The 19,027-nt window shown below is 73.3% G+C and carries 14 protein-coding genes; 2 read left to right on the forward strand and 12 right to left on the reverse strand.

Translation table 11 applies throughout. The features are described 5' to 3' along the window. Together O2W14_RS19155 and O2W14_RS19160 are read right to left on the reverse strand one after the other, a co-directional pair. A complete protein-coding gene (locus O2W14_RS19155; protein ID WP_269177726.1) occupies positions 1-1,008 on the reverse strand; it encodes a cytochrome c oxidase assembly protein in 1,008 nt (335 codons plus the stop codon). Positions 1,009-1,272: 264 nt separating this feature from the next. Beyond that, positions 1,273-2,208: a DUF5926 family protein gene (locus O2W14_RS19160; protein ID WP_269177727.1), complete on the reverse strand. Its 936-nt coding sequence runs from the start codon at positions 2,206-2,208 to the stop codon at positions 1,273-1,275. A 76-nt stretch (positions 2,209-2,284) separates the two neighbouring features. Between O2W14_RS19160 and O2W14_RS19165 the strand changes: the two genes are divergently transcribed. Both O2W14_RS19165 and O2W14_RS19170 read left to right on the forward strand, forming a co-directional pair. Next, a complete protein-coding gene (locus tag O2W14_RS19165; RefSeq protein ID WP_269177728.1) occupies positions 2,285-3,496 on the forward strand; it encodes a cytochrome P450 in 1,212 nt (403 codons plus the stop codon). A gap of 406 nt (positions 3,497-3,902) precedes the next feature. Next, entirely contained in the window at positions 3,903-4,523 is a 621-nt protein-coding gene (locus tag O2W14_RS19170; RefSeq protein ID WP_269177729.1) for a hypothetical protein, read from the forward strand. A gap of 127 nt (positions 4,524-4,650) precedes the next feature. On the opposite strand, the gene araA is transcribed toward O2W14_RS19170, so the two are convergent. The 10 genes from araA to O2W14_RS19220 form a co-directional block, all read right to left on the reverse strand. Then, the gene (gene araA, locus O2W14_RS19175; protein ID WP_269177730.1) at positions 4,651-6,153 is read right to left on the reverse strand and encodes an L-arabinose isomerase; all 1,503 of its coding nucleotides are present in this window, start codon (positions 6,151-6,153) and stop codon (positions 4,651-4,653) included. Between the two features lie 17 nt (positions 6,154-6,170). Continuing rightward, positions 6,171-6,845: an L-ribulose-5-phosphate 4-epimerase gene (locus O2W14_RS19180; RefSeq protein WP_269177731.1), complete on the reverse strand. Its 675-nt coding sequence runs from the start codon at positions 6,843-6,845 to the stop codon at positions 6,171-6,173. Then, complete coding sequence (locus O2W14_RS19185; protein ID WP_269177732.1) at positions 6,842-8,488, reverse strand: xylulokinase; 1,647 nt, start codon at positions 8,486-8,488, stop codon at positions 6,842-6,844. The genes O2W14_RS19180 and O2W14_RS19185 overlap by 4 nt, the downstream gene beginning before the upstream one ends. A 118-nt stretch (positions 8,489-8,606) precedes the next feature. Next, the gene (locus O2W14_RS19190; protein ID WP_269177733.1) at positions 8,607-9,644 is read right to left on the reverse strand and encodes a LacI family DNA-binding transcriptional regulator; all 1,038 of its coding nucleotides are present in this window, start codon (positions 9,642-9,644) and stop codon (positions 8,607-8,609) included. A gap of 92 nt (positions 9,645-9,736) precedes the next feature. Next, entirely contained in the window at positions 9,737-10,993 is a 1,257-nt protein-coding gene (gene mmsB, locus O2W14_RS19195; RefSeq protein WP_269177734.1) for a multiple monosaccharide ABC transporter permease, read from the reverse strand. Beyond that, on the reverse strand, positions 10,990-12,528 hold the full coding sequence (gene mmsA / locus O2W14_RS19200) for a multiple monosaccharide ABC transporter ATP-binding protein (protein ID WP_269177735.1): 1,539 nt from the start codon (positions 12,526-12,528) through the stop codon (positions 10,990-10,992). The genes mmsB and mmsA overlap by 4 nt, the downstream gene beginning before the upstream one ends. Before the next feature lie 168 nt (positions 12,529-12,696). Next, complete coding sequence (gene chvE, locus O2W14_RS19205) at positions 12,697-13,842, reverse strand: multiple monosaccharide ABC transporter substrate-binding protein (RefSeq protein ID WP_269177736.1); 1,146 nt, start codon at positions 13,840-13,842, stop codon at positions 12,697-12,699. A 233-nt stretch (positions 13,843-14,075) separates the two neighbouring features. Continuing rightward, the gene (locus O2W14_RS19210) at positions 14,076-16,598 is read right to left on the reverse strand and encodes an ABC transporter permease (RefSeq protein ID WP_269177737.1); all 2,523 of its coding nucleotides are present in this window, start codon (positions 16,596-16,598) and stop codon (positions 14,076-14,078) included. Further along, on the reverse strand, positions 16,595-17,413 hold the full coding sequence (locus O2W14_RS19215; RefSeq protein ID WP_269177738.1) for an ABC transporter ATP-binding protein: 819 nt from the start codon (positions 17,411-17,413) through the stop codon (positions 16,595-16,597). The genes O2W14_RS19210 and O2W14_RS19215 overlap by 4 nt, the downstream gene beginning before the upstream one ends. A 202-nt stretch (positions 17,414-17,615) precedes the next feature. Further along, positions 17,616-19,025 (reverse strand): glycoside hydrolase family 5 protein, encoded by a 1,410-nt coding sequence (locus O2W14_RS19220; protein WP_269177739.1) that lies wholly within the window; start codon positions 19,023-19,025, stop codon positions 17,616-17,618. Positions 19,026-19,027 lie beyond the last annotated feature (2 nt).

Genomic DNA, 19,027 nt, shown 5'->3' on the forward strand with positions numbered 1-19,027 from the left:
TCAGCCGTTCTGGGCGGCCATCCGGCGCAGGCGCTCGTTGTAGGCGACCAGGGCCGGGTCGTCGCCGCTCTCGCCGCGGGCGATGGCGCGGTCGCGGACCCGGTCGGCCGCCTTGTTCGACCGCTCCTCGGACTTGGCCCACTGGAAGAACACCACGGCCAGCACCAGCACGGTCGGGAACTCACCGAAGGACCACGCGATGCCGCCGGCCGAGCCCTGGTCGAACAGCGGGTCGATGCCCCAGGACGCCGGCGGGGTGGCGAAGCTGGTGAGCAGCTCGGTGTTGCTCATCATCACGATGACGCCGAAGAAGGCGTGGAACGGCGCGGGCAGCAGCAGCTCGAGCATCCGGCCGCCGTGACCGGAGCGGCGCGGCCACGGGTCGATCGCCAGGATCGGGCCGAAGAAGAGCATCCCGGTGGCCAGGAAGTGCAGCAGCATGAACGTGTGCCCGGGCGTCGTCGCCATCAGGTCGTCGAAGACCGGGGTGAAGTAGACGCCGTAGAGGCTGGCGATGAACAGCGGCACGGTGAACAGCGGTGAGGAGACCGCCTGCCCGAGCCGGCTGTGCAGCCCGGTGAGCAGCAGCCGCCGGGGCATGCCCGCCAGGCCCTGGTCGGCCGGCAGCGCCCGCAGCGCCAGCGTGACCGGGGCGCCCATGAGCAGCATCAGCGGCGTGATCATGGTCAGCACCATGTGCTGGATCATGTGCAGGCTGAACAGCGCCATGCCGTAGGACTGCAGGCCGCTGGCGGTGACCCAGAACAGGCTCGCGCAGCCGGCCATCCAGGCCAGCGTGCGCAGCGGCGACCAGCGCACGCCGCGCTGCCGCAGCCGCAGCAGCCCGACCGCGTAGCCCACGGCCAGCAGGACGGCCAGCCAGGCGACCGGCGAGGCGGCGCCCATGTCCAGCGCGAGCACCCGGCCCAGCGTCGGCGGCAGCTCCGGGACGTGCATGTGCATGCCGCCCATGTCGCCGCCCATGCCGCCCATGTTGTGCTCGCCCACCGTCGTCCTCCTCAGTCCTGCGTGCGGTCCCCACGGTAGGCCGGTGGCCGGGCCGCCGCCGCACCCCCGGACAGTCGCCCGCCGGCGGTCCCCGGTTCCCGCACGTCCGACCAGGTGACCTGATCGACGTCCGTCCTCCCGCAGCTGCGGAGGTGCAGGAGGACGAGTCTCTGATCAGGTCACCTGATCAGAAATTGGCCTACCTCAGCAACGCTGGTGAGGTGGGCCAGACGGTGATCAGGTGACCTGATCACCGTCCGGGCGTCAGCGCAGGGTGACCTGGCGGGAGAGCAGGCCGGCGCGGGCGCGGCGCTCGTCGCTGGTCAGCGGGTCGGTCACGGCCAGCGCCTCGGTCAGCCGGGCGTCCAGCTCGGCCGCGGGGCCGGACCAGTCGGCACCCGGGGTCTCGGCCGGGACGTCCCACACCGGGACGACGAGGCCCAGCGCACGGAAGGCGCCGGCGTAGCGGGTGCCCTCCCCCAGGGTCAGCTGCTCGGCCGCCGACAGCCGGGCCAGCGCGTCGAGCAGCGCCTCCTCCGGCTCGGGGCGGGCCCACCGCACGTGCGCGCGGTCGGTGCTGGGGCGGCACCAGTAGGCGGCCTCGAGCCCGGCCAGCCGCACGGTGGGCATGACCATCTCGTTGGCCTGCTCGAGCCCGGCCCGGGTGGCGGCGTCGAGCTCGGCGCCCTCCAGCCAGAAGCCGAAGTCGTCGTGCACGGTGACCTCGAAGGGCGCGGAGAGGTCGAGCAGCTCCTGCAGCCGCGGGCCGGCCGAGCCCGCGCCCCCGATCGGGCCCGGGTCGACCGGGGCGCCGGCGGGGGCCTGCAGGGCGGCGGCCAGCGCCGTCCCGAGGTCACGGCTGACGTCGTCGGAGGAGGTGGGCAGCTGGACGCCGAGCAGGATCTCGCCGTTGGCGCGCACCAGGGCCGGGACGGCGCCGGGCAGCACGCTGGCCAGGGTGACCGCGCGGCCCTCGGTGGTGGTCAGGGTCGCCGTGGCGGCGGGGACCAGCTCACGCATCGCCACCCAGTCGGGCTCGCCGGGCAGGCCCTCGAACGGGCGCAGCACGGGCTGGGCGTAGCCCGAGCCGTGGCAGTGCTTGTAGCGGCGGCCGGAGCCACAGGGGCAGGGGGCCTTCGGGTTGATCTCGCCCTCGGCCACGGGGGCGGCAGCGGGACGACGGGTCGCGGTACGGGCCATGCGCTCCAGGCTATGCGGCCCGGTCCGGGATCTCGTGCCGAGCCGGGCCGCCGGGACCGGTCCGTAGGCTCCGGCCGTGACGCTCGCGCCCCCGCCGCTGGACCTCACCGACCCCGCGGTCGTCGCCGACCCCTACCCCGCGTTCGCCGCGGCCCGCGCGCAGGCGCCGGTGCAGTGGCACGAGGGCATGGGCATCTGGCTGGCGTTCACGCACGCGGAGTCCAACGCCGTCCTGCGGGACCGGCGGCTGGGGCGGATCTGGTCGGACAAGGAGCCGGCGCAGCGGTTCGAGAGCTTCAACCTGATCCACCGCAACGCCATCCTGGAGATGGAGCCGCCCACCCACACCCGGCTGCGGCGGCTGATCAGCGCCGCGTTCGCCCGCGGGCACGTCGAGCGGCTGCGGCCCTGGGTGCAGGAGCTGGCCGACTCCCTCGTCGACGGGCTGGTGGAGCGGTCGGCGGGGCGGACACCGGTCGACGTCCTGTCCGGGATGGCCGAGGAGCTGCCCGTCGCGGTGATCGCCGAGCTGCTCGGCGTCCCGGCCGCCGACCGGCCGCTGCTGCGGCCGTGGTCCAACGCGATCGTGAAGATGTACGAGTACGGCCGGACGACGGCCACCGAGGACGACGCCGAGCGCGCCGCCGCCGAGTTCGTGGCCTACCTGCGCGAGCTGGCCGCACAGCGCCGGCTGGCCCCCGGGGACGACCTGCTCAGCCACCTGGTCACCGTGCGCGACTCCGACGGCGACAAGCTGACCGAGGACGAGCTGGTCACCACCTGCATCCTGCTGCTCAACGCCGGCCACGAGGCGACGGTCAACGTCAGCGGCAACGGCCTGCTGGCGCTGCTCCAGAACCCCGACCAGCTGCAGCGGCTCCGCGACGAACCGGCCCTGCTGCCCACGGCGATCGAGGAGCTGATGCGCTTCGACTCCCCGCTGCAGCTGTTCGAGCGCACCGCGACCGAGGACGTCGCGATCGGCGGCATCACCGTCGAGCGCGGGCAGAAGATCGCCGCCCTGCTCGGCGCGGGCAACCGCGACCCGCAGGTGTTCACCGACCCGGACACCCTCGACGTCGGCCGCACCGACAACCCGCACATCACCTTCGGCGCGGGCGTGCACTTCTGCATCGGTGCGCCGCTGGCCCGGGTCGAGCTGCAGGCCTCCTTCGGGGCGCTGCTGCGCCGGACGTCGTCCCTCGAGCTCGGCGCCCCGGCCGTGCGCCGTCCCGAGTTCGTCATCCGCGGCCTGGCCGACCTGCCCGTGGTGCTCACCGCCCGCTGACCGCCGGCCCGGCTCCCCCTCTGCCGACCAGGGACCGCGACACGTGCCCGGCTGACCGCACCGTCGCGGGGGTCCGGTGCCGCGTCCCGGCCACCCGGACCAGCGCGGCTCCGCGTCCAGCCGGCGTCCCGCTGCTGCCGCGGCGGTCAGCGACCGGTGCCGCGGAGCGGGTCTGTCCGCCGCTGCAGGCGGGCCGGGCCGGGCCGATCAGGACCAGATCAGCGCCCCCATCAGGACTGCCAGCTGCCGCCACGAGGCCCGCACCGACCACGCGTCCACCCGGCACATGGTGCAGCACCGGCGTGCGGGTCCGGACCACCTGGAGCCGTGGCCCTCCCCGCCGTCACGAGACCAGACGGTGACGAATGAGGGGTGTGCACACGTCCCCACCGGGCATCAGCTGGCCATGACGCCGACCGAGACGACCGGCGCCGCCGTCCCGGTGGCACCGCCGACCGACGAGGGCCCCGACCGGACCGCCGACGCAGGTCCCGCACCGACCGCCGACCCCATGGGCGCAGGTCGGCCTGACCTGGTGACCGGCATCGCGATCGGCATCCTCGTCGAGCGGTACCGCATCTCCCCCGCGCGTGCCGCCGTCGAGCTGGACACGCTCATCCACCGCCACGGCCTCCCGGCCGAGCAGGTGATCGACATGCTCACCGGGTCCCGGGGCGGGTCCCGCGCCGAGGCCGGGCCGTCGTCCCGCGCGCTGCGCGAGGCCACGCCGGGGTACATCAGCGCCGACCGTGACGCCCGCGGGCCGGTGCTGGTCTTCACCGGCGAGGTCACCAAGGACACCGTGAGCCGCTACCGGCTCCTGGAGCGTCCCGCCTCCTGGCCGCGGCACGTGGACCTGCGTGCCGCGACGCTGCTCAGCGCGGCGGCGCTGAACCTGCTGCGGCACATGGCGGAGCGGCAGCGACGCCTGGGCAACCGGCTGCACGTCACCGTCACCGACTCGGTGGTGCGCCACCAGCTGCTGGCCACCGGCCTCAACACGCTCGCCACGATCTCGACCGAGTGACCGGTCCCCCGCCACCGCACGGCCGACCACGTGACGACGCCCCGGCCAGCAGGTGCTGGTCGGGGCGTCGAGGTGGGGTCCGGTCACCCGCGGCCGCTCGGGGGGTGCCACCGCGGGTGACCGGAGTTCAGAGGCGCTGCGCCAGCCGGTGGTAGGCCGCGCTCCAGCGCAGCTCCTTGGCGAGCGAGCGCCGGGTGGTGTCGGCGTCGATGACGACCAGCTCGGTCTGGAAGACCTCGGCCAGGTCGGTGAGCTCGTCGGCACCCAGCTGGGTGGACAGCACCGTGTGGTGCGGCCCGCCGGCGGTCAGCCAGCCCTCGGTGGCGGTCTCGAAGTCCGGCCGGGGCTCCCAGACGGCGCGGGCGACCGGCAGGTTCGGCAGCGGCTCGGAGGGCTCGACGACGTCGATCTCGTTGGCCACCCAGCGGAACCGGTCACCCAGGTCCGACCAGCCGATCGTGATGCCGGCGGCGGGCGCGGCGGTGAAGACCAGGCGGGCCGGGTCCTCGCGGCCGCCGATGCCCAGCGGGTGCACCTCCAGGCTCGGCTTCCCACCGGCGATCGAGGGGCACACCTCGAGCATGTGCGCGCCGAGGATCTTCGGGACGTCGGAGGCCAGGTCGTAGGTGTAGTCCTCCATGAAGGACGTGCCACCGGGCAGGCCCTGGGCGGCGACCTTGAGCACGCGCAGCAGCGCCGAGGTCTTCCAGTCGCCCTCGCCACCGAAGCCGTACCCGTCGGCCATCAGCCGCTGGACGGCGAGGCCGGGCAGCTGGCGGAGCCCGCCGAGGTCCTCGAAGTTGGTGGTGAACGCGCCGAAGCCGCCGTCCTCGAGGAACGACCGCAGGGCGACCTCGATCCGCGCCTGGTAACGGACGCTGTCGTGCCGCTCGCCACCGGGACGCAGGTCGTCGGCCATGTCGTACAGGTCGCCGTACTCGGCGATCACGGCGTCGACGGCGGAGTCGCCCACGCGCTCGACGACCTCGACCAGGTCGTTGACGCCCCAGGTGTTGACCGACATGCCGAAGCGGATCTCGGCCTCGACCTTGTCGCCCTCGGTCACCGCGACGTTGCGCATGTTGTCGCCGAACCGGGCCAGCTTGAGGCCACGGGCGGCGGCGGCACCGGCGGCGGCGCGGGCCCACGAGCCGACGCGGGCCTGCACCCGGGGGCTGCCCGCGTGGCCGGCCACGGTCGTGCGCGGGGTGCGCAGCCGGGTGAGCATGAACCCGTACTCCCGGTCGCCGTGGGCGGCCTGGTTGAGGTTCATGAAGTCCATGTCGATGGTCGACCACGGCAGCGCCGCGTCGGCCTGGGTGTGCAGGTGCAGCAGCGGCTTGCGCAGCGCGTCGAGCCCGCTGATCCACATCTTCGCCGGGGAGAAGGTGTGCATCCAGGTGATGACGCCGAGGCAGTTCGGGTCCTCGTTCGCCGCACCCATCATCGACCGGATCGCGCCGGAGTCGGTGAGGACCGGCTTCCAGACGACCCGCACCGGGACGTCGGGAGCGCCGTCCAGGGTCTCGGCGACCCGCTGGGACTGCTCCGCCACCTGCTGGAGGGTCTCCTCCCCGTACAGCCCCTGGCTGCCGGTGAGGAACCAGATCTCCTGGCCTTCGAATGCCACGTGGTGCTCCTTCGAGGTCATCGCTGTCCGTAGACGTTCTGATAGCGCGCGTACAGCGAGTCGATGTCCGCCTGCGCGATGGGCTCGGGCTCCCCCAGCTGGCGGGAGAGGTGCACGGTGCGGGCGACGTCCTCGGTCATGACGGCGGCCTTGACCGCTGCCTTGGCCGAGGGCCCGATGGTGAAGACGCCGTGGTTCTTCATGAGCACCGCGGGTGAGCGGTGCCCCTGGAGGGTCTCGACGATGCCCTGGCCGATGGAGTCGTCGCCGATGAGCGCGAACGGCCCGACCGGGATCGGCCCGCCGAACTCGTCGGCCATGGCCGTGAGCACGCAGGGGATCTCCTCGTGCCGGGCCGCCCAGGCCGCGGCGTAGGTGCTGTGCGTGTGCACCTGGCCGTTGACCTCGGGCATGTTGCGGTACACGTAGGCGTGCGCATCGGTGTCCGAGGAGGGCGCCTTGACGCCGTCGACGGCGTTGCCGTCGAGGTCGCAGACGGTGACGCCCTCCCAGGTCAGGTCGTCGTACTCGACGCCGCTGCCCTTGATGACGAACAGGTCCTCGCCGGGCACCCGCTCGGACACGTTGCCCGAGGTCCAGGTGACCAGCTCGTAGCGGGTGAGGTACGAGTGCAGGTGGGCGACGTGCTCGCGCTGCGCCTGGTGGGTCCCGTGCTCGGTGGGGGCGGTCATGCCGGCTGCTCCTGTGTCTCGGGGGTGGTGGTCGGGGTCCCGACGGCCACGTGCTCGACCGCGGCCTGCTCGACCGGGAGGCCGGCCAGGTACCGCTGCATGAAGGCGTCGAAGCCCGCGACGTCGGCGGGGTCGGGCTCCACGGTCTGCAGGCTCGTGCCGGCGAAGACCGCGGTGTCCAGGTGGTCGGCGAGGCTCTGCTCCGGCGCGGGCCCGGCGGCGGAGAAGGCGGCCAGGACGGCGATGCCCCAGGCACCGCCCTCGGCCGCGACGTCCCCGACCGAGACCGGGGTGTCGATCGCGGCGGCCAGGAACCGCTGGGCCACGCCCTCGGTCTTGAACAGACCGCCGTGGGCGAACATCCGGTCCAGCCGCACGCCCTCGGCCTTCTGCAGCACGTCCATGCCGATGCGCAGCGTGGCCAGCGACGAGTACAGGTGGGTGCGCATGAAGGAACCGAGGTCCAGCGGGCTGTCCGGAGACCGCAGGAAGAGCGGGCGGCCCTCCTCCAGCTCGGTGATCGGCTCGCCGGAGAGGTAGTTGTAGGCCAGCATCCCGCCACCGTCGCCGGCGCCGTCGAGCGCTGCGGTGAACAGCGTGCGGAACACCGTCGCGGAGTCGGCCTCGGCACCCAGCGCCCGGGCGAACTGGCCGAAGAGGCCGGCCCAGGCGTCGAGCTCGCTGGCGCCGTTGTTGCAGTGCACCATCGCGACCGGGTCGCCGGCCGGCGTGGTGACCAGGTCGAGCTCGCGGTGCACGCCGCCCAGGCCGCCCTCGAGCACGACCATCGCGAAGATCGACGTCCCGGCCGAGACGTTGCCGGTGCGCGGCGCCACGGAGTTGGTGGCGACCATGCCGGTGCCGGCGTCGCCCTCGGGCGGGCACATCGGGACGCCGGGGCGCAGCCACCCGGTCGGGTCCAGCAGCCGGGCACCGGACTCGGTCAGCGTGCCGGCGGGCCGGCCGGCGACCGCGACGGCCGGCAGCAGCCCGGCCAGGTCCAGCGGGGCGCCGGCCTCGGTCGCCAGCTGGTCGAAGCGGGCGAGCATGGTGGCGTCGTACCCGCCGGTGGCGGCGTCGATGGGGAACATGCCGCTGGCGTCCCCGACCCCGAGCACCTTCTCCCCGGTCAGCTGCCAGTGCACGTAGCCGGCGAGGGTGGTCAGGTGGTCGATCCGGGCGACGTGCTCCTCCCGGTCGAGCACGGCCTGGAACAGGTGGGCCACGCTCCACCGGTGCGGGATGTTGACGCCGAACTCCGCCGACAGCCGCTCGGTCGCCCGGCCGGTGTGGGTGTTGCGCCAGGTGCGGAAGGGCGTGAGCAGCTCGCCATCGGCGTCGAAGGCCAGGTAGCCGTGCATCATCGCCGAGACCCCGAGCGCGCCGACGCCGGCCAGCTCGACCCCGTGGCGGCGCCGCACGTCCTCGGCCAGGGCCGCGACGCTCTCCCGCAGACCGGCCCAGACGGCGTCCAGCGAGTAGGTCCAGACCCGGTCGACCAGCTGGTTCTCCCAGTCGGAGCTGCCGACGGCCAGCGGTGCGTGGTCGGGACCGATCAGCACCGCCTTGATGCGGGTCGAGCCGAGCTCGATCCCCAGGGCCGTGCGGCCGGAGGTGATCGCCGCGCCAGCGTCCATCGCCATGTGAGGCGTCCTTCCCCGCCCACCGGTGATGGGCTGGTCTCAGCGATCAGGAGGGCCGCGGGGCCGCGGCACGGGTGTCGATTGTTAGCGCTAACAACAGGTTGGTCAAACGCCCGGGTCACCCTCGCGGGCGAGCAGGACCGGTCGTGCTGCGGACCACCAGCCGGGGCAGCACCGGCTCGGCCTCGGCGGCCTGACCGCGCAGCCGGGCCAGCACCAGCTGGACGCCGCGCCGCCCCAGTTCGGCGAAGTCCTGCCGCACCGTGGTGAGTGCCGGGGTGAAGTAGCCGGCCTCCGGGACGTCGTCGAAGCCGACCACGCTGACGTCGTCGGGCACCGACAGCCCGGCGACGTGCAGGGCGTTGAGCAGCCCCAGCGCCATCTGGTCGTTGGCCACGAAGACGGCGGTGACCTCGGGCCCGGTGCCGCTGAGCAGCCGGGCGGCCAGCTCACGGCCGGCGTCGAACCCCGACTGCGGCCACCAGTCGCCGCACACGACCTCCGGCACGGGCGCGCCAGCGGCCAGCAGCTCCGCACGCCACCCGAGCAGGCGGCCGCGGGCCTCCATGGAGTCCGGGGGCCCGGTGACGTGGTGCACCGTGCGGTGCCCGAGCTCGAGCAGGTGCCGGGTGGCCAGTGCTCCCCCGACCTCCTGGTCGACCCAGACGGTGGGCCGGGAGTCGTCCCGCCCCACCTGGACGGCGATCAACGGCACCGGCGACTCGAAGCGCCGCAGCGCCTCGACCGCCTGGCCGTAGGTGGACAGCGCGATGACCGCGTCGACCGACTGGGCGACGAAGCGGTCGACCGCCTCGCGCATCGCCACCTCGCTGTCCTCGTCCAGGACGGCGACGCTGAGCGAGTACCCGGCCGCCCGGGCGGCCTTCTCCAGTCCGAGCAGGGTCTGCGCCGGCCCGTACTGGTTGATGTGCGAGGTCACCAGCCCCAGCGTGCGGGTGGACCCGGTGACCAGGGCGCGGGCGGCCGCGTTGGGCCGGTAGCCCAGCTCGGCGATGGCCTGCTGGACGCGCTCCCGGGTCGACGGCGCCACGTTGGGGTGGCCGTTGACCACCCGCGAGACCGTCTGGTGCGAGACGCCGGCGCGTGCGGCGACGTCGGACAGGCCCAGAGCGCGGGGCACTCCCTCGGGCAGCACGGATCTCCCCTCCGAGGAGGCGGCACCGTTGCCGCCCCCGGTGTGGGGGGCGGCAACGGTGCCGCCCCCCGCCGGTGGAACTGCTCGCTACCTCAGCGGGAGGAGCCGGCGCGCCGCTTGTTGTAGACGTCGAAGGCGACGGCCAGGAGCAGCACGAGCCCCTTCACGACCGACTGGATCTGCTGCTCGACGCCCATGAGCTGCATGCCGTTGCTCATGACGCCGACGAGCAGACCACCGACCATCGCGCCGACCACGGTGCCGACACCACCGGTGACGGCAGCGCCACCGATGAAGGCCGCCGCGATGGCGTCGAGCTCGAAGCTGTTGCCCGCGCCGGGCTGGGCACCGTTGGAACGCGAGGAGAAGATGATCCCCGCGACTGCGGCCAGGAAGCCCATGTTGACGAAGATCCAGAAGTTGACGACCTTCACCTTGACGCCGGACAGCGTCGCCGCGGCCAGGTTGCCGCCGATGGCGTAGACCTGACGCCCGAAGACCGAGCGCTTGGTGATCGTCGAGTAGGCCAGGATCAGCACGCCGAGGATGATCAGCACGATCGGCAGGCCACGGGCGTGGGCCAGCTGCCAGGCGAAGGCCATGACGACGACGGCGACGAGCACGACCCGGGCGATGAAGAGCGGGAAGCTCTCGACCGGCTGCTTGTAGCGGATCCGGGCGACGCGGGTGCGGAAGCCGCTGACCGCGTAGCCGGCGACCGCGAGGGCACCGATCAGCAGCGTGAACGCGTCGTAGCCGTTGCCGCCGAGGAGGCCGTTGAGGAAGCCGCTGGCCACCTTCTGGTACTCCGCCGGGAAGGGCGAGAGCGAGGTGTTGGCCAGCACCTGCTGGGTGGCACCACGGAAGATCAGCATGCCGGCGAGGGTCACGATGAACGCGGGGATGCCGACGTAGGCGACCCAGAAGCCCTGCCACATGCCCACGGCGATGCCGACGGCGAGCGCGGCCAGGATGCCGACCCACCAGGGGGCACCGTTCTTGATCACCAGGACGGCGGAGACCGCACCCGAGAGCGCGACGACCGAGCCGACCGAGAGGTCGATGTGGCCGGCGATGATCACGATGACCATGCCGATGGCCAGCACCAGCACGTAGGAGTACTGCAGGATGATGTTGGTGATGTTGCCCGGGCTCAGCGACGTCCCGCCGGTGAGCACCGCGAACAGCACGACGACCGCGAAGAACGCGATGTAGATGCCGCTCTGCCGCAGGTTGCGGCTGAGCAGGTCGCGCAGGTCGCTCGTCCCCGTCTTCGTCGCCTTGGCCGCGGCGTCGGGGACCTCCGGCGGGGTGTTGTTGGTCTGGGCGGAACCCACGGACGTGCTCATGCTGCGAGCTCCCTCTCCTTGGTCATCAGCTTCATGAGGCTCTCCTGCGTGGCCTCGTGCACCGACTGCTCGCCGGTGATGCGGCCGGCCGACAGCGTGTAGATGCGGTCACAGGTGCCGAGCAGCTCAGGGAGCTCGGACGAGATGATGATGACGGCCTTCCCGGCCGCCACCAGCTTGTTGATGATCGTGTAGATCTCGTACTTGGCGCCGACGTCGATGCCGCGGGTGGGCTCGTCGAGGATCAGCACGTCAGGGTCGGTGAACAGCCACTTGGACAGCACGACCTTCTGCTGGTTGCCACCGGACAGCTTGCCGACGATCGAGGACACGCTGGGTGCCTTGATGTTCATGTCGCGCCGGCTGTCCTCGGCGACCTTGGTCTCCTCGTTGCCGTTGACCCAGCCGCCCTTGGCGAGCTTGGCCAGCCCGGCGGCCGAGACGTTGCGCCGGATGTCCTCGATCAGGTTGAGGCCGTACTTCTTGCGGTCCTCGGTGGCGTAGGCGATGCCGGCGTCGATGGCCTCGGAGACGCTGCGCGCCTTGACCTCACGGCCGTGCACGAAGATCTTGCCGGACTCGTACCGGCCGTAGGAGCGGCCGAAGACGCTCATCGCCAGCTCGGTGCGGCCGGCGCCCATGAGGCCGGCGATGCCGATGACCTCACCGGCGCGGACGTTGAGGTCGGCGTGGTCGACGACGAGGCGGTCCTGGCTGGGGTGCCGGACCGTCCAGCCCTCCAGACGGAGCACCTCCTCGCCCGGGTGCGACACGCGGTCGGGGTAGTAGGACTCCAGGTCACGGCCGACCATGCCGCGGATGATCCGGTCGGTGTCCACGTCGGGGGCGCTCATGTCGAGCGTCTCCACGGTGCGGCCGTCCCGGATGATCGTGGTGCTCTGCGCGATCGCCACGATCTCGTTGAGCTTGTGCGAGATGATGATCGAGGTGATGCCGCGGTCACGCAGCCGGCGCAGCAGGTCCAGCAGGTGCGCGGAGTCGTCGTCGTTCAGCGCGGCGGTGGGCTCGTCGAGGATGAGCAGCTTCACGTCCTTCGACAGCGCCTTGGCGATCTCGACCAGCTGCTGCTTGCCCACGCCCAGGGAACCGACCGGGGTCACGGCGTTCTCCGCCAGGCCGACCTCCTCGAGCAGCGCGGCGGCGTCGGCGTTGGCCTTGTTCCAGTCGATCAGGCCGCCGCGGCCCTTGCGCTCGTTGCCCAGGAACATGTTCTCGGCGATGGACAGGTAGGGGACCAGCGCGAGCTCCTGGTGGATGATCACGATCCCCTTGTCCTCGCTGTCGCGGATGCCGGAGAACCGCTGCACCTCGCCGTCGAAGACGATCTCGCCCTCGTAGGTCCCCGCGCCGTAGACGCCGGAGAGCACCTTCATCAGCGTCGACTTGCCGGCGCCGTTCTCGCCACAGATCGCGTGGACCTCACCGCGCCGCACCTGCAGCGAGACCTCGCTCAGCGCCTTGACGCCGGGGAAGGTCTTGGTGATGGAGCGCATCTCCAGGATGTTGTCGCTCATGGACTCCGTAGTCCTCAACCTCTCCGATGGGCGGGCCGGGGACGTGCCACCCGGCCCTGGAAGCACGATTGCCCGGCAGCCCGGGTGGCCCCGGCCGGAGGCCGGGGGAGGTGGTGCGACCGGGCCCGGCAGACGTGCTGCCGGGCCCGGTCGAGTGGCGCGCCTACGTCAGTCCGACTGGCCCTTGGCGACCTCGTCGGCCGTCCAGTAGCCGGTGTCGATCAGCTTGGACTGGATGTCGGCCTTGTAGACCGTCTCCACCGGGAGCAGGTAGGAGGGGACGACCTTGACGCCGTTGTTGTACGTCTCGGTGTCGTTGGCCTCCGGCTCCGTGCCCTCGAGGAAGGCCTGCGCAGCGGTGACGGCCTGCGCGGCGAGCTCGCGGGTGTCCTTGAAGATCGTCGAGCTCTGGACACCGTCGTTGATCAGCTTGACCGAGGCGATCTCGGCGTCCTGACCGGTGACGACCGGCAGCGGCGAGGTGTAGCCGTTGCCCTGCAGGGCGGTGATGATGCCGCGCGAGATGCCGTCGTAGGGCGACAGGACGCCCTGGACCTTCGAGCCGTCGGCGTAGCTGCCGGTGAGGAGGTCCTCCATGCGCTTCTGGGCGGTCTCCTGGGCCCAGCGCAGGGTGGCGGCCTGCTCGATGCTCGTCTGGCCCGACTTCACCACGAGGGTGCCGTCGTCGATCTTGGGCTGGATGACCGACATCGCGCCGTCGAAGAAGAACCCGGCGTTGTTGTCGTCCAGCGAGCCGGCGAACAGCTCGACGTTGAACGGCCCGGTCGCGGTGCCGGCGGAGCCGTCGGCGTTCAGGACGCCGAGGCCGGTGAGGAGCGCGGTGCCCTGCGCGACGCCGACCTTGAAGTTGTCGAAGCTCACGTAGAAGTCGACGTTCTCGGTCTCGCGGATCAGCCGGTCGTAGCTGATGACCTTGACGTTGGCGTCGGCCGCGGCCTGCAGCTGGCTGCTCAGCGCGGTGCCGTCGATCGCGGCCACGATGAGCAGGTCGGCGCCCTGGGTCAGCATCTGGTCGATCTGCTGGCCCTGGGTGGGGATGTCGTCGTTGGCGTACTGGAGCTCGACCTTGTAGCCGGCCTCCTCGAGCTGGGACTTGACGGCGTTGCCGTCGGCGATCCAGCGCTCGGAGGTCTGCGTCGGCATCGAGACGCCGATGGTCAGCTCCTCGGGGGCCGCAGTCGCAGCGGGCGCCTCGCCACTGGCAGCGCCGGCACCCTCGCCACCGCAGGCCGTGAGACCGATCGCCATCGCTGCGCCCAGGGCGGTCAGCCCGAGCTTCTTGTTCACTGCCACATCTCTCCTTCGAGACATCTGCGACCCGAAGGCGCGCAGGCCCGCCGCTGTGCGAGCCGACACAGTGTGAGCGCTAACAACCCCGGTCCGTCAAGTGCCGGGAGCGAAGTCCAGCGTCACGTTCGCGTAACGGCCCGTTCATCCCGCGTCCTGCCTGGGCGCAGGCCCGGCGGCCGTCATCCGGACGGGTGACGGCCGCCGCCGCGGCCCGGTTACTGACGAGTACGGACCGGTCACTCTCGCGTTCCGACCGCCCCTGCCCGCGCGCCGTGCAGCACGACCCGCGTGGGCACCCCGGTGCAGACCAGCGCGAGGACGACGACCCCGCCGAGCACGCCGGCGGCCAGCGCCGGCGGCACGTACGGCCCCGCGCCGGTCGCCCCGTGCACCGAGGGCAGCAGGGTTCCCCAGGCGATCAGCGAGCCCAGCCCGATCGCGGCGCCGGCCACCACCAGGGCCTCCAGCCGTGCGGTGCGCAGGACCTGGCGGCGGGTGGCCCCGACCATCCCGAGCAGGCCGACCTCGCGGCGCCGGGCCAGGGTGATCATGACCAGGGTGTTGGCCGCCGCGATCGCGGCGAACCCGGCCAGCCCGGCGGCGAACACGACGTCCAGCCAGCTGTCCGAGGTGAGCGCCGAGGCGGGCGCCCCGTCGGGGCCGGGGCCGGCGACCTGCGCGGCCGGGCCGGTCACCGTACCCAGGGCGGCCAGGTCGGCCGGCTGCACCGGCCCGTCGTGCCGCACCAGCAGCTCGCTGAGCACCGGCGTGGTCAGGTGCGGGCGCAGCGTCTCGGCCGGCAGCAGCGCCGCGGCCACGCCGAGCCCCCGGTCGTAGCGCGCCACCACCGTCGGGCGGATCGTGGCACCGTCGGGGGTGATCAGCTCGACCGGCTCCCCCACACGGGCGTCCAGCGCGTCGGCCAGCAGGACGTCGAGGGCCACCGTGCCGTCGCCGCCGGGTCGCAGCGCGGCCAGGTCGCCGTCCCGGACGCCGACGTCGAGGGCCCGGGACAGCAGCGCCGGGTCGCCGGTGAGCCCGGACGCGGTGTGCGGCATCAGCTCCCCCAGCGCCGGGGTCGCCACCGACGCGGGCAGCACCCCGACCGCCGCACCGACGCCGGGCAGCGCCGCGACCTGGGCCGGGAGGTCGACCGGCAGCCCCGCTGGCCCGGCCGAGACCACCGTGTCGGCGACCACCGCGGCCTCGCGCTGGTCCGCCGTCGCCCGGTCGACGCTGCCCTGGAGCAGGAACATGGTGCCGGCGAAGGCGACGGCCATGACCAGCGGCGTGATCGCCGAGCCGAGCCGGCGGGCGTTGGTGCGGCCGTTGGCGGCGGCGAGCCGGCCGGGGGCACCGAACCGGTCCAGCACCGGGCGCGCCAGCCGGGACACCGCACCGGCCACGACCGGGCCGAGCAGGCCGATGGCCAGCAGCAGGGTGAGCACCACCGTGGCGGCCAGGCCCATGCCCAGCTCGCCGGGGACGGTGGCCGACACGATCGCCAGCGGCACGCTGCCGGCCAGCGCGGTCAGCCCCAGCACCCAGCGCGCCGGGCCCAGCCGGCTCCCGGCCAGGCTGGCCTCGCGCAGGGCCTCGGCGGGCCGGATCCGCGCCGGACGGCGGGCGGCCAGCAGCCCGGCGGCCACCGCGGCACCGGCCACGACGAGCACGGTGACCAGCAGTGCGACCGGCCCGGTGGACAGCTCCAGCCCGGGCAGCAGGTACCCGCGGGCGGTCATCTCCCCGAGCAGCCAGCGGGCCAGGAAGAGCCCGGGCACCAGCCCGAGCGGGGCGGCCAGGAACGCGACCAGGGCCGCCTCGGTGGCCACGGTGCGCCGCAGCTGCCGGGGCGTCGCGCCGATCGCGCGCAGCAGGGCCAGCTCACGGGAGCGCTGCTCGACGGCGAGGGACGTGGTCGACACGACCACGAACAGCGCCACCGTGAGCAGGACGCCGCCCAGCGAGCCGCCGATCGCGGTCAGCGTCTCCTTCGAGGCGCCGAACCCGGCGGTCTCGACCTCGCCGCGCTCGTCGCCGGTCACGACGACGAGGCCGGTCGGCGGGCCGGGGACGCCGGCCAGCGCCTGCCGGACGGCGCCGCGCAGCTGGGCGGCCGAGGTGCCCTCGGTGGCGCGCAGCGCGAAGGCGTCGACGCGGCCGGGGTGGCCGGCCACCGCGGCGGCGTCGGCGTCGGCGACCCAGACGTCGGGTCCGCCCGCGGCGTCGCGCAGCGCGGCCACGGTCACCGACCGGGTGCCGCCGGGGGTGCGCAGCTCGAGCCGGTCGCCGACCCCGACCACGGCAGCCGCCGCGGCCGCCGGGGCCAGCACGACCTGACCGGTCCGTGGGCCTGCGTCCGCGACCGTGGTGGCGCCGGGCTCCAGGGCGGTGCGCGACCAGCCCGCGGCCGACCAGGTCGCCGTCCCGGCGGTGACGGTGGCCGACACGTCCGGCACGACCGCCGCGACGCCGGGGACGTCGGCGAGCCGGTCGGCCAGGGCCGCGTCGACGAGCGGGCGCTGCGCCAGCGGCAGCGTGGTCTCCCAGTCGCCCTCGCCGCGGCGCACCTGGTCGTCGGCGGCCACCACGACCGCCGCATCGGCGTAGCGCACCGGCTGCGCGGACAGGGTCACCCCGCTCTGCAGGAACAGCGCGCTGGCCGCGACGACGACCGAGGCGAACAGCAGCGCCACGAAGGCACCGGCGAACGCGGTGGGCCGGAACCGGATCGAGGCCCGGGCCAGGCCGTTGCTCATCGCTGCACCCCCGCCACGGCCAGTGCGCCGGTCCCACCGGTCAGCGCGACCATCCGGTCGGCGATCTCGTGCACCGAGGGGTGGGCCAGGTCGGCGACCAGCGCGCCGTCGGCGAGGAAGACCACCCGGTCGGCCACCGAGGCCGCCAGCGGGTCGTGGGTCACCATCACCACCGTCGCGCCCTCGGCGTCGACGATGCCGCGCAGCAGGCCGAGCACGTCGGCCGCCGTCCCGCTGTCCAGCGCGCCCGTGGGCTCGTCGCCGAAGACGACGTCGGGCCGGCTGACCAGCGCGCGGGCGATCGCCACCCGCTGCTGCTGGCCGCCGGACAGCTCCGCCGGGCGGCGGTGCCCGTGGGCGCCCAGGCCCACCCGGTCGAGCGCCGCCTGGGCGTCCCGGCGGCCGGCGGGACGGCCGGCCAGCCGCAGCGGGAGGAGCACGTTCTCCGCCGCGGTCAGCGAGGGCAGCAGGTTGAACGACTGGAAGACGAAGCCGATGCGCTCGCGGCGCAGCCGGGTCAGCTCGTCCTCCGACAGCCCGGTGAGCTCGGTGCCGCCGATCCGCACCGAGCCCGACGTGGGCCGGTCCAGCCCGGCGGCCGCCTGCAGGAACGTGCTCTTGCCCGAGCCGGAGGGGCCCATCACCGCGGTGAACGACCCGCGGGGCATCCCGACCGTGACCTCGCGCAGCGCGTGCACCGTCGAGTCCCCGGAGCCGTACGTGCGGCTCACCCCGGTCAGCGAGACGACGTCGGACGTCGCGCTCCCGCCGTCCCCCGTCGTCGCGTCGCCGCGTGTCCGTCGCCAGGTCCTCATGAACGCTCCCCGCACCGGGCTCCGCACCCGGCCCCCTGTGGGCCGGCCGGAGCCAGGACGCCGCAGTCCGGCGCCTATACCGAGCCTCCGCCGGTGGAGGGGCGGGGACGATGCCGCCAGCAGGTGTCCCGGGGTCGGGCTGGCCCGACCCCGGGACGTGCGGCCTGCCGGAGCAGGCGCCCCGGTCAGGACGCCCTGCGGGTCAGGAGCGCGAGGACGCCTGCAGCAGCCGGGCCAGCGGCTCGCGCTGGACGCAGCGGTCGAACGCGAAGTCGCCGGCGAGTTCGGCGGCCTCGTCGGGGGTCACGCCCTGGAACACCGCCCCGAAGTCGCCGACCATCGCCTCGGCGAGCAGCACGTGCCGCACGATGCCGTGCAGCCAGCGGTGCTGGCCCCACGGGTAGGGCTGGAAGTCGGGGAACTCGCGGGCGACCAGCTCCTCGATCGGGCCGAGGACGTCGCGGACGCCGGCGTCGGTCGCCCCCCACGAGTCGACGCCCAGCCGCGCCTTCTTCTCCAGCACCGGCGCGATCCGCTGCAGGTAGGGCGCGGACGGCGGCACCGTGACCAGGCCCTGCAGACCGATGTCCTTGTAGGTCCACAGCGCCCAGCTGGCCCCGTGCTCGGCGTAGATGTCGAGCTGGTCGGTGAGCAGCTGGTACCGCATGGCGTCGCGCTCAGGGTCGCCGGTGTAGACCGGCCCGAACTCCCCCACCCAGATCGGCGTCCCGGTCTGGCGCATGTAGGCCGTCCGCTCCAGGAACGTCTGCTCGACGACGTCGCGGTCGACGAACTTCCCGCGGCTGACGCCGGGGTAGGGGCCGCCGTCGACGAAGCCGGGCAGCGCGTAGTCGTGCGCGGTGTAGACGGTGTTGGGCAGCGGGTCACCGAGCTGGTCGAACTGGGTGGAGTACCGGTTGCCGTCCAGGAACAGCACGTGCCGGGGGTCGACCGCGCGGATCGCCTTCTCCAGCCGCCGGTAGAACGGGCCGATCGCCTCGCCGACGGCGTCGCCGGGCTCGTTGACCGGGTTGTAGCCGGCCACCCACGGGTTGTCCTGGTAGTGGTCGGCGAGGGCCTCCCACAGTCCGACGACGCGGTCCTGGAAGTGGCGGTGGGTCCAGAAGTGCGCCCAGTGCGTGGGGTTGTCGCTGTGCCAGTGCTGGTTCTGGGCACCGGGGACGGCGTGCAGGTCCAGGATCGAGTAGATGCCCGCGCGAGCGCAGGCCTCCACCGCCTGGTCGAGGCGACGGAAGCCCTCCTCCTTCAGCTCACCGGGCCGGTCGTCGTCCTCGAAGTGCCGGTAGCTGAACGGGATGCGCACGCAGTTCAGGCCCAGCGAGGCCAGGTGCTCGGCGTCGGCGTCGGTGAAGAAGTCGGTGAGGAAGCGGTCGAAGAACCGCTGGTAGCCCTCCTCGCCGAGCGCGGCGCGCAGCACCGTGCGCTGCTGGGACTCCGTCCCCGGGTAGCCGGTGATGAAGTTCTCCATGTTCATCCAGCCGCCCAGGCCCACTCCGCGCAGCACGACGGGGCTGCCGTCGGGCAGCACCAGCCGGTCGCCGTCGACCTGGAGGATCCCGTCGTCCACTCTGGGTGCGTTGCTCACGGCCACCA

This window comes from Modestobacter sp. VKM Ac-2986, assembly GCF_026967795.1.
Lineage (GTDB): Bacteria > Actinomycetota > Actinomycetes > Mycobacteriales > Geodermatophilaceae > Modestobacter.